Annotated in this window: 3 protein-coding genes; all 3 read left to right on the top strand. The window is 38.8% G+C overall.

Annotated elements, in window-relative coordinates:
- The first annotated feature begins 244 nt into the window (after positions 1 to 244).
- Positions 245 to 1,060, top strand: coding sequence for a 2-succinyl-6-hydroxy-2,4-cyclohexadiene-1-carboxylate synthase (gene menH, locus GNE10_RS33340; protein WP_185570331.1), 816 nt, complete (start codon positions 245 to 247; stop codon positions 1,058 to 1,060).
- Between the two features lie 231 nt (positions 1,061 to 1,291).
- Entirely contained in the window at positions 1,292 to 1,468 is a 177-nt protein-coding gene (locus tag GNE10_RS33335) for a hypothetical protein (RefSeq protein WP_185570330.1), read from the top strand.
- A 233-nt stretch (positions 1,469 to 1,701) separates the two neighbouring features.
- Positions 1,702 to 3,069, top strand: coding sequence for an APC family permease (locus GNE10_RS33330; protein WP_099072295.1), 1,368 nt, complete (start codon positions 1,702 to 1,704; stop codon positions 3,067 to 3,069).
- Positions 3,070 to 3,118: the final 49 nt, after the last annotated feature.

Genomic DNA, 3,118 nt, shown 5'->3' with positions numbered 1-3,118 from the left:
ATATACATATTATTAACTCCTGAAAAATAAATTGTTTAATTCATAGTTTTTTAACAAAAATTAGTATTTTTGAGAATTATTTTGAATTTTTAAATTGTGCAAATTATATTATTTTTTAATGACATCTATCTTTGGTAACGTTCTATTTGTATCTAAAGAAAGGTAAATTTTAAATCATCATTTGACTCAATTTATGAATTGGGTTCGTGTTTGGTAAATTTCCAGTTATTCCACCACTAAATTTATGATTTTAGAAAATTATAATTTTAATTATTCTTTTATTGAGACTACAGATAAACCAGTAATTCTGTTTCTACACGGTTTCATGGGTAACATTGATGAATTTGATGAAGCAATCAATTTATTAGGTGATGAATTTTCTTATTTAACACTAGACTTACCCGGACATGGTAAAACTGAAGTTTTAGGTGGGTATGAGTACTATTCAATGCCGAACACAGCCCAGGCGGTAATTAACTTATTAGATAAATTAAAAATTGCTCAATGCTTTTTAGTTGGTTATTCAATGGGCGGCAGATTAGCTTTATACCTAGTTTTACATTTTCCCGAACGTTTCTTCAGAGTGATACTAGAATCCGCTTCCCCAGGTTTAGCAACCGAAGCAGAACGTTTAGAAAGAATTAAGCGCGATACACAAATAGGTAGGAAATTGACAAGAATTACTACTCAAGTTGGTTTTGCTGATTTTCTCTGTAATTGGTATAGTCAAGCAATTTTTGGCTATATAAAAAATCATCCACACTATGACCAAATGGTAAAAAATCGTTCCCATAACAACCCGCAAGAATTAGATAAATCACTGCGCTTCATGGGTACTGGATGCCAGCCTAGTTTGTGGTCTCAGCTAGTAAAAAATCAAATTACTCTGCTTTTATTAGCTGGTGAATATGATGAGAAATTTATACATATTAATACAGAAATAGCCCAATTATGCCAGCATAGCCAGTTAAGAATCATCGATTGTGCTGGACATAATATTCACTTTGAAAATACTCTGGTTTTTGTGAAAATTCTGAGGGAGTTTTTTGAATTATACTAACCTGTTTGAATTTTGAGAACTAATACTAACAGGCAATTGTGAATAAGAAAAGTACTAATTACCTATTGCCTTTTGCCTGTTATCTCTTGTGTATGTGTTCAGCGATCGCTCTTTTTAACTACTCCATCGAACAAAGCACGATTAGTGATTCTTAGTCAATCATTCTTTAGTTATCTCGTTAATCCTTCTTTAGTCTAGTTTAAATCAAACTCATGGGAGAAGTTTTTATAAGTGAGATTTTCTAGCATTTTACAAGAACTCAAGCCAAATAAATATGCAAATATTGGTAATGCCGAAAAATACTGGCACTATCTCAATTTTGCATGGGCTGATAATCAGAAATTAGTAATAAAGTTAGTAATTATTAATTATCTTGATTTGTCATTTTTGCGTCACATTTATATTTAACCATATTAAATGTAGAGATGTGAATAAACTATCATGCATCTAACGCCGCACATTTTTTTGTGTTGACTGTTAACTGTCAATTGTCAACAATCAGCACCACGATTGACTGTGCAATTTGAAAGCGTAATGTGCTTATAAGTTTATATTCCTATCTCAATGGAATTGATTATCTGAGGTAATTCTTGATGAAACAAAGCAAAAAGTCCCTGCTCAACACTAAATGAGGAACTAATGTGAGTAGACCTGAAGACTACAATTTGCTTGATCGGACAGAGATAACTGAAATAGCATCACCCAAGCCATCACTGACATTACCAGACGCAGTGGCTTTGATTGTTGGTATTGTCATCGGGGCAGGGATTTTTGAAACCCCAGCTTTAGTAGCAAATCAAGCGAGTAGTGATATCGCGGTACTGCTTTATTGGTTCATCGGTGGTGTCATATCTCTAGTAGGAGCGTTGTGCTATGCAGAGTTAGCAACAGTTTATCCTGATGTTGGAGGCGCTTATTACTATTTGAAACGTGCATTTGGGCGAAAAATCGCTTTTTTATTTGCTTGGGCGCGGATGACAGTAGTTCAAACTGGTTCCATTGCTCTTTTAGCATTTGTTTTTGGCGATTATGTTTCGCAAATATGGCGACTAGGCACGTTTTCATCATCTGTTTATGCAGCAGTAGCCATCGGCCTCTTAACTGCTTTAAACATCGTTGGTTTACAACAAGGTAAGTGGACACAAAACCTGCTCAGTGTAGCTAAGGTTTTGGGTTTGTTGCTAGTAGTAATTATTGGGTTGAGTGCCACTCCTAATACTACCCCTGCTGTGGAATCTGCATCATCAGGAACTTGGGGTTTAGCGATGGTGTTCGTGTTGCTGTCCTATGGCGGTTGGAACGAAGCCGCTTACATTTCAGCAGAAATACAAAATGGACGACGTAACATTGTGCGATCGCTCGTTTGGAGTATTGGTATAATCACCGCCATTTACCTGCTGATCAACCTAGCTTACCTCCGGGGACTGGGATTAGCCAACATGGCACAGTCAGAAGCAGTAGCCGCAGATTTAATGCGCTTGCTTTGGGGTACACCGGGAGCCTTATTCATCAGCATACTGATTGCCATCGCCACCTTAGGGGCAACCAACGCCACAATTTTTACTGGGGCGCGTACCAACTACGCACTGGGACAAGATTTTTCCCTATTTGGTTTTATGGGACGCTGGCAGCAACGTCCTAGCAGCCCTACCCATGCCTTATTGTTGCAAGCAGCGATCGCCCTAGCACTAGTTGTTTTAGGCACACTCACCCGCGAAGGCTTTAAAACAATGGTGGATTACACCGCCCCCGTGTTTTGGTTCTTCTTCCTACTTTCAGGCCTGTCTCTCCTCATCTTAAGGATACGAGAACCCCACATAGTACGCCCATTCCGCGTACCATTTTATCCCTTCACACCATTACTCTTTTGCGCCGTCTGCGGTTACTTACTTTATTCCAGCTTAGTTTACACAGGCGTTGGAGCAATTGTAGGTGTCATAGTTGTCGCCGCAGGCATCCCACTGTTGGTGTGGAATAATCAACGCCGCCAGGGAGACGTGGGGAGATGAGGCTCGACTTCCCTCACCAACCGGGATTGGGGGAGATGGGGAGATGGGG

The sequence above is a fragment of the Nostoc sp. 2RC genome (genome assembly GCF_014222165.1).
Classification (GTDB): domain Bacteria; phylum Cyanobacteriota; class Cyanobacteriia; order Cyanobacteriales; family Nostocaceae; genus Nostoc; species Nostoc linckia.
This window is presented reverse-complemented; position numbering and strand designations above follow the sequence as displayed.